Consider the following 7,856-nt stretch of genomic DNA (forward strand, 5'->3'; position numbering starts at 1 on the left):
TTTATATTATTCTTATTTTTTCCATTCGAGAGAATTCTAAACTGGTTTATATGCAGAAAACCGCTGGAGCAGCGAGGCTCCAGCGGTTTAGTTCGATATAGCGCCACTCCTTAACTGACCGTCCTCGGACGTTCGATCCGCTCCATTCCCGGCGTCCGGAAGGTCGCCCATTCCGGCCTGAACTTATCGACGCGCGCGACCACCACCGTCATGTCGTCATAAATCTCCCCATGATGGTAACGCACGACCCGTTCGAGCAGGATATCCGCGAATTCCTGCGGATGATCGGCGTCGATCTCGGTGATCATCCGTTTCATCCAGAGCTCCTTATTCACCGCGTGCCCCGGCGCATCGTAGATCCCGTCGGTCATCATGATTAAAATATCGCCGTGTTTCAGCGGCACGCTGACCAAGTCCACGTCGATCTCTTGCAAGATGCCGACCGGCAAATTGTTGGCGGTCACCGGAAACACCTCGCTGCCGCGTTTAATGAAGCTGGGGGTCGAACCGATTTTCATAAACGTCGTGTTGGCGCTGTACTGATCGATCAGCGCAACGTCGACCGTCGCGAACACTTCATCGGACGAACGAAGCATCAACACAGAGTTAACCGATTTGATAGCGAGCTTCTCGTCCATGCCGGATTGCAGCAGCTGCTGCAGGATCGACAGCGCCGCGCTGCTCTCCGCCCGCGCCCGCTCTCCGTTGCCCATCCCGTCGCTGAGCGCTACCGCGAACTTTCCGTTGCCCAGCTCGATCGTGCTGAAGCTGTCCCCGGACAGGAGGTCGCCCCCCTTGGCCGCCCCCGCAATTCCGGTCTCCACCTCGTACTCTTTCGCCGATCCGAACAACACCGTGCTGTACCCGTCCTTCCGGTCAAGCGCCTGCTCGTTCTTCACGGCGATATGCTCGCCCACGATTTCCGACAGCAGCGGCGCGATAATTTTACGGCACTCGTCAAACCCGCGCGTGTATTGATGGATGATTTCGATCTCGACATTGCCCTCATCCAAGCTGATAATGTCGATGCTGTGAATGGCCAGCCCGAGTTCTTCCAGAGCGCTTCGAATTTGCTCCTCTTGCATGAATAACTCTTGGCCTTCCCGCTTGATTTCCTTCGCCAGGTCCTCCATCACCTGGGAGACGCCGGACAACTGTTCAGCTACCAATTGACGGCTGTCGAGAATTTGTTTCTTCCAATGCTGATCGTTCTTATATAAATGGTATTGCTGCAGCATCACTTCGAGCACCTGGTCCGGTTTGACGCATATTTTCTTCCATCCCGGCTGAATATCCTTCCGTGTCATCGTCTCGCGCAGCTCGACCTCGGTCATCATGTCCGTCATATATTTATAGGTGTGGTAAAAACGTTCGTCCCAGCACTGCGTCCGCTTCCAGCAGGCGGAGCACGACTTCTCCGCGACGGAGTTCATGAAGTGGCCCACCTCCTCTTCTTTGCGCATCGGCTGGGTGTCCACGGTAATTTGTTTAAAGCTTCGGGACAACTGACGGAACACTTCGGAGAACTGCTCCACGCGATGCGCCGTCACATCGCGCACCCGCCTCGCGTAATCCTGCTGCGACTTGAGATTCTCCTGCGTACCCGGCACATATTTGGCCAAGGTTTGAATGACGCCTTTGGGGGTAAGAAGGAATAAAGCTACGGCAGCCACCGACTCCCAGGTCGAGCTCATAATATCGGCCTGGTTTCCGAGATACACCGATAAGATCGACGAGCCGAGCAGCATGCCGAACGCAACGGCCATTCTATTGCCTTCCTTCAATAGACCGGCCAGCATGCCGGCGAAGGCAAGCAAGCTCATCTGGTAGATTGCGCTGGAATTGGCCAAGCTGAGGATCAGTCCGGTCACGACACCCACCGAAGCTCCGAGCGGAGCTCCTCCGACGAGCGCAAACAGCAGAATCAGGTAACGCGACAACACATGCTCCAGCGTCATCGGGCCCGCAATCCAACCGACCGTTCCCGTCATCACCGAAGCGAGCAAGATGATTAAACAAATAACCTCCTCGTTTTTTAAACTGTAGTTTTTACGCGTTAACGTAAAGACAGGCACCGCTTGCAAAAATATATGGGTCAAAATCAGGCTTAACAACGCCCCTACCCCGGTCATCATCAGCGTATACCAGCTAAGATTCTCCGACGCGAGGTGGGAGAACAGCCGTACGAAAAACGTAGTGGCAAACACCATCGCCGGCGCATAAGAGATGTCGGAGCGCTGGAAACGCTCGACGCCTTTTTGCAGCAGGAGGAACACGACCATCTCCGCGATCAGGTAGCCGGTATGCATCGGCTCCACCGAAAACAAACTCCCTCCCGCTATAAAAACTGCCGTCCACACGAGCAGCTCCCGCCGCAAAAAATACATGACGGCAAAAAAGGCGACCCCGAACGGTGCCAACTGATCGAGGATCATCGCCCGTCCGAGCAGAAATGCCATGAACAAGAGTAGAATCGACCATTTCCTTGCGACGACGGCTTGTACGAGCCGGTTCTCCACAAAAACGCCTTTTACCGAGTCGCCCATCCGCCGCATGCCATCCGAACCTGCTGAACTCATTCGTTGAAATATTTGCCTTTTTTGCATAATTGTTTAACACCACCCATATACTATTAGTGTTACTTAGTATATAGCGTGTCCAGCAGAAAGTTTGTCAGAATGAGGTAGTCCAGCCGATGTTTTTTCCGACAAAATGAGGGCACTTGCGAAACATGAAAGAAACACGTGTCAAACAGAATTGCAAGCGCTTACAATAACGTATGTTCGGTTTAACGTCACGATTTGTTCGGTTTTGTTCGTCCACGTATCGGCGGTATTTACAGGAGGACCTGTCGATTTGCGGGGACGGAAATGAAGATACGACAAAAGTAGTCCCGCTTTGCGAATGGGATGACGGCATGACAGAATAAGACCCCGGGAGCGATCAACGCTTCCAGGGTCTTATTGTTTCTATAGCGGCAGAGGGGATCGAACCCCCGACCTTACGGGTATGAACCGTACGCTCTAGCCAGCTGAGCTATGCCGCCGCAACAAGCATGAGTATATAATAGTCAGGAAGCGCTTGTCAAGCGTTACAGGCTGCGAGTTGTTGGAAGTTGCATGCAAAAAAGCTGCCCGCGCCTGATCCTGCACGAACAGCTTTGATTATTTTAGAAGTAGGCTTCAGTTAATCCCGACGCGCACCGCGTCCGCCGCGCTTGCCCTCGGTATTCTTTTTGAGGGAAGAAATGCGGTCTTCGCTGTCTTTCAGGAAACGCGCCATTTTGTCTTCAAAGGTAAGTCGATTTACGGGAGGCTTACCGCCACGTCCCCCACGGTCGCCCCGATCGCCACGGTTAAAACCGCCACGGTCGCCACCGCCGCCGCCACCTTGTCTTTCGAAACGAGCGGGTCTTGTCGGAGGAGCGGCATCTACCGGTCGATCCACCGCTTGCTTGATGGACAGCCCGATCTTGCCGTCTTTGTCGACATTAATCACTTTCACGGTGACGATATCGCTCAGCTTAAGATGATCGTTGACATCTTTAACGTAGTTGTCCGCGATCTCCGAGATATGCACCAGTCCGGTAACTCCCTCGGATAGCTCAACGAACGCCCCAAAGTGAGTAATGCCCGTTACTTTGCCTTGCAGCTTGCTGCCCACTTCAATTGCCATAAAGTAAACTGTTCCTCCCTTAAATAGTTAAAAAACGAATAGAAAATGAAGCTACGCCGATTATAACGTACGCATCTCATACGGTCAACAAGGGTATGCGCAAAACGGGCATCCTACTTTTTGGCAGTTTGCGGCGTATAAAACAACGTCTCTCCCTCTTTTACATATTGTAGCTCTTTCCGGATGATTTGTTCCACGTATTCCGGATCGTTCAGTCTCGTAATCTCGCGCTGCGCATCGCTTTGAGCTTGCTTCGTTTCGTCCAGCTTCTGCTGCAGCATGCTCACTTTGTCCTTCCGATCGTTGATCTTTTCGGTTTGATTCCAGAGCGTGATGCCGGCCCAACTCAGAAAGCAAGTGAGAATCAGCATCACCAAGCGGCGCCGACGAATCGAGCCCTTATTATGGAGTTGCGGATGAGTTGCTTTAGAGACTGCCTGCAAGGTTCGAATCCTCCTAAATCGATCAAAAGAACCGGCGAACGAAGTTCGCTACGCTTTGACCCGTAGTCTTCACCCATGCGGGAAGCGGAAACCGAATCCACCTTCCAAGCGGCCTGAAGAGCCATAGCAGCATTTTCCACACAGGGTATACTAATTGTAACATAATTTTATAAAGGAAAATAGCGGTTGCAAGCAAAAATCCTAAAATGATCACAGTCAATCGATAGAGTCCGATTAACGGCTTGACTACAAGCAGCATGAACATGCTCCGCACTATTCTTGCCGTCGCCACCACGACGCGGATGGTAAACTTAATTACCCGTATCACCGTCCGGCTAAACAGCAAAAAGTAAATGATAATGCCGATGCCCAGACCCAGAAATATGAACGGGCGAACTTCCCCCCAATTGCTCTCGTACAGCAGCTTAAACACGATCAAGGTACCGATGAACCAGTACGCCAGATCCAAGACGGCTTTCAACCAAGCAGGCGCTTTCAGCTGGCCAGAAAGCACCCTGTATACGTCGAACAATCCGCCTAACGATAATCCGCCCGCACACATCATGCCGAGCGTTATGAATTGAATTTGTAACGTCACTTAAACAGCTTGCCCCACAGCCCTTTGGATTTGCCCTGCGCGTTTCCGTCCAAATAGGCCAGCTCGTTCACGTATCCTTCGATCGCCACCAAACCTTGATCCAGGCTCAAGTTTTTGATGTGCAAATTTTGACCCCTGATCATTAAATACCCGCTGTCCGTTTCAAGCAGAAACTCCTCGCTGTCGAAGCTCTCCACGTTCAAGACGCCGGATACTTCGAGCAGCTTCCGGTTTAACATCTTGATTTCCTGCCGTTTGACTTTGCCCGGTTGCTCTAACATGGGTTCGTCCCCCTCCTGAACGCTTTGGACGTACGCTTCCGTACACAAAGCTTGTTTACTATAAACGTATGGAGGGTGGACGAGGTTTAGAACCTATGAACGGATGGAATCCGCCGGTTCCCGGCAGTCCGGTACCCGTCATGCAAAAAAAAGAGCCGGTCCCTGTCGTTTCCGACAAGGGACAGCCCTTTAACGAACACCGCTGTGAAACCGCCCGTTATAAAAATGAATCCGTTTCCTGCGCATTTCTTTCTTCCTTCAGCAGGGTGTACATCTTGGCCGCATCTTCCTTACGGGTCGATTCGGACAACAGTTCCACCCGTACGGTGACCAGCTTTTGGCCGAATTGAACGGTAAGCTCGTCGCCTACCTTCACCGTGCTGCTCGGTTTCGCTTCCCGGCCGTTGATCCAGACGCGTCCTTGTTCGGATACGTCCTTCGCGACCGTGCGCCGCTTAATCAGACGGGACAGCTTCAGAAACTTGTCAAGACGCATTACTTCACCGCTTCTTTAAGTTTGTTGCCGGCTTTGAACGCCGGAACTTTGGATTCCGGAATGGAGATTTCTACACCTGTTTGCGGGTTACGGCCCGTGCGGCCGGAACGCTTGCGAGTTTCGAACGTGCCGAAACCGATCAATTGTACTTTCTCGCCGCCTGCGAGCGCATCGGTTACTTCACCGAGGAAACTGTTCAAGACGGATTCAACATCTTTTTTGGTCAGTCCGCTTTTCTCTGCAATGCTATTGATCAAATCTGTTTTGTTCATGGTTTCTAAATCCTCCTCATAAAAATAACGCTGAACTTAATATTCTTTGCCCATCAGGAAAATCCTGCTAGACCGCTTATTTTTTCAGAACTTTTTTTGCTTCCTGCCATAAGTCTTCCATCTCTTGTAAATCAGTTTGGTCAAATGTTTTGCCTTTTAAACGAAGCTGCGATTCAATATAACCGAAGCGCGTTCGGAATTTACGATTGGCATCCGCCATCGCTTCTTCCGGCTCCACTTTGAGGAATCGGGCAAGGTTCACGACGGCGAACAGCAAGTCGCCGAGTTCCTCCTGCTGCTCCGTTCTCGTATATTCGCGAATCGCTTCCTTCACTTCCTCGAGCTCCGATTCGACGATCGGGAGCACTTCCTCCAGCGTCTTCCAGTCGAAGCCGACTTCCGCCGCTTTCTTCTGCAGCTTGTACGCCTTCAATAAACCGGGCAGATCGTTCGGAACGCCGGACAATACGGATTGCTGCGCCGGATCGATGCCCTTCTTGCGCTTCTCCTCGGCTTTGATCTGCTGCCAATTGCCGAGCGCTTCTTCCGCATTCTCGGCATCCAGCGTGCCGAACACGTGCGGATGACGGCGGATCAGCTTTTCGTTCAATTCCGCGATAACGTCGAAGACGGTGAATGAACCTTCATCCGCTTCGATTTGCGCATGGAGCATAACCTGCAGCAGCAGGTCTCCGAGTTCTTCGCGCAGGTGGTCCGGGTCGTCCTCATCGATCGTCTCCAGCACCTCGTAGGCTTCTTCAATAAGATTTCGCCGCAGCGACTTGTGGGTCTGCTCGCGATCCCACGGGCAGCCCTCCGGACTGCGGAGAATCTCCACGATTTCATGCAAACGGCTGAACGTGCGGCTGTGAACGTCTTCGCGTTCCGTGCGCGGCACCCAAACGAGCGACAGATTGCCGAAGCCTTCGATGCGGTCGAGCTCATACAGCGGCACCTCCCGCACCCGTTCTTCCCCGGCGACGCCGAGCGCATGGCCGACTGTAACCATGTAATCGTCGGGGTACAGCTCCATCAGCGTCAGCTTGACGTCCGATGCCGTGAACGTGTCGTACACTTGTCCGATGAGCGTATGCAGCCGCGGATTCAAGCTGTATCTGGACAGCGAGGTGGCGTCCAGCAGTTGAAAGCCCTCGATCGGGTCGAAGCCGAGCCGCATGAACGCTTGGTCGAGAAAGCTCTCGCCGCCCATCATGGTCAGCAGCACGCCTTCGCGGGAGCAACGTTCGCGGAGCAGCTGCACGGTCCGCTCCGCCACCATCGGATGACCGGGCACCGCGTACACGATTTCGCCGGCAGTCGTTTGCTGCGATTGGGCGATAAGCTCGGAGGCGATCGTTTCATACACTTCATCGAATCCCGCATTCGCTTCGTAGATGTGATCGAACGATTCGTATCGAATGTGGTGATGATCCAGCAGCGCGACCATCGGGTGCTCCTTGGTGCGCAAGTACAACGCACCGCCGCGGTTGCCGACGGCTTCGAGCTTGCGCCAGACGCCGAGCGTCAGCTGGTTTTCGTCGCCGGTTCCGAGGCCGACGATGGTAATTTGCGGTTGAGCGGTCATTATCGCTGATTCCTCCTTGGTTGGGCGCGGCCGCGCGAACAGCTCGCCGGCCGCGTAAGTATGTAGAACGAGTGCGTACGCCCCGTGAACGTGCGAGTTTGCGTGGGGCGCAAGGGCAGCACGGCGATAAAGAGCAAAGCCGGGGCACCGCGTGGCACCAATGCGCAAAAGCCCGGGGCACCGCGTGCGGCGGGCAGCGCGTGGAGCGCAAGCGCAAAAGCTCGGGGCACCGCGTGCGGCGGGCAGCGCGTGGAGCCATTGCGCAGAAGCCGGGGCTCGGCTTGGGCCGGGCAGCGCGTGGAGCGCAAGTGCAAAAGCCCGGGGCTCGCGCTACCGCACCAGGCGCCAGCGCCGCAGCAGCGCAAGCGGTTTGCCGCGCAAGCGCGGGACGAGCGCGAGATCCTGCGCGGTGACGACGCGCAAGTAGAGCAGCGCGAGCGCATACGCGAGCCCGCCCACGGCGACGCCGCCGAGCGCGACGATCGCGGCCAGGCCCCGGGGGGGCA

Annotated in this window: 8 protein-coding genes and 1 tRNA gene; all 9 read right to left on the bottom strand. The window is 54.3% G+C overall.

Features of this window, described 5'->3' with window-relative positions; all coding sequences use genetic code 11:
- Nucleotides 1–110: 110 nt before the first annotated feature.
- Entirely contained in the window at nucleotides 111–2,555 is a 2,445-nt protein-coding gene (gene spoIIE, locus PVA01S_RS25810; protein WP_373423942.1) for a stage II sporulation protein E, read from the bottom strand.
- Nucleotides 2,556–2,972: 417 nt separating this feature from the next.
- Nucleotides 2,973–3,046: transfer RNA gene (locus PVA01S_RS25815), tRNA-Met, on the bottom strand.
- Between the two features lie 140 nt (nucleotides 3,047–3,186).
- Nucleotides 3,187–3,675 (bottom strand): S1 domain-containing RNA-binding protein, encoded by a 489-nt coding sequence (locus PVA01S_RS25820; RefSeq protein WP_054800161.1) that lies wholly within the window; start codon nucleotides 3,673–3,675, stop codon nucleotides 3,187–3,189.
- Between the two features lie 113 nt (nucleotides 3,676–3,788).
- Entirely contained in the window at nucleotides 3,789–4,118 is a 330-nt protein-coding gene (locus PVA01S_RS25825; protein ID WP_054797896.1) for an FtsB family cell division protein, read from the bottom strand.
- Between the two features lie 22 nt (nucleotides 4,119–4,140).
- The gene (gene yabQ / locus PVA01S_RS25830) at nucleotides 4,141–4,716 is read right to left on the bottom strand and encodes a spore cortex biosynthesis protein YabQ (protein WP_127610734.1); all 576 of its coding nucleotides are present in this window, start codon (nucleotides 4,714–4,716) and stop codon (nucleotides 4,141–4,143) included.
- A complete protein-coding gene (gene yabP, locus PVA01S_RS25835) occupies nucleotides 4,713–4,997 on the bottom strand; it encodes a sporulation protein YabP (protein ID WP_054797895.1) in 285 nt (94 codons plus the stop codon). The genes yabQ and yabP overlap by 4 nt, the downstream gene beginning before the upstream one ends.
- Before the next feature lie 217 nt (nucleotides 4,998–5,214).
- The gene (locus PVA01S_RS25840; RefSeq protein WP_054797894.1) at nucleotides 5,215–5,493 is read right to left on the bottom strand and encodes an RNA-binding S4 domain-containing protein; all 279 of its coding nucleotides are present in this window, start codon (nucleotides 5,491–5,493) and stop codon (nucleotides 5,215–5,217) included.
- Entirely contained in the window at nucleotides 5,493–5,765 is a 273-nt protein-coding gene (locus PVA01S_RS25845) for an HU family DNA-binding protein (protein ID WP_127610736.1), read from the bottom strand. The genes PVA01S_RS25840 and PVA01S_RS25845 overlap by 1 nt, the downstream gene beginning before the upstream one ends.
- Nucleotides 5,766–5,841: 76 nt before the next feature.
- Nucleotides 5,842–7,350, bottom strand: coding sequence for a bifunctional methyltransferase/pyrophosphohydrolase YabN (gene yabN, locus PVA01S_RS25850; RefSeq protein WP_127610738.1), 1,509 nt, complete (start codon nucleotides 7,348–7,350; stop codon nucleotides 5,842–5,844).
- Nucleotides 7,351–7,856 lie beyond the last annotated feature (506 nt).

The organism is Paenibacillus validus NBRC 15382 (assembly GCF_004000985.1).
In the GTDB taxonomy this organism is placed as follows: Bacteria; Bacillota; Bacilli; order Paenibacillales; family NBRC-103111; genus Paenibacillus_G; species Paenibacillus_G validus.

Excerpts from the sequence above, each read along its gene's own strand:
- spoIIE (WP_373423942.1), bottom strand. The coding sequence starts at position 2,555 with ATGCGGCGGATGGGCGACTCGGTAAAAGGCGTTTTTGTGGAGAACCGG.
- PVA01S_RS25820 (WP_054800161.1), bottom strand. The coding sequence starts at position 3,675 with ATGGCAATTGAAGTGGGCAGCAAGCTGCAAGGCAAAGTAACGGGCATT.
- PVA01S_RS25840 (WP_054797894.1), bottom strand. The coding sequence starts at position 5,493 with ATGCGTCTTGACAAGTTTCTGAAGCTGTCCCGTCTGATTAAGCGGCGC.
- yabN (WP_127610738.1), bottom strand. The coding sequence starts at position 7,350 with ATGACCGCTCAACCGCAAATTACCATCGTCGGCCTCGGAACCGGCGAC.
- PVA01S_RS25845 (WP_127610736.1), bottom strand. The coding sequence starts at position 5,765 with ATGAACAAAACAGATTTGATCAATAGCATTGCAGAGAAAAGCGGACTG.
- yabP (WP_054797895.1), bottom strand. The coding sequence starts at position 4,997 with ATGTTAGAGCAACCGGGCAAAGTCAAACGGCAGGAAATCAAGATGTTA.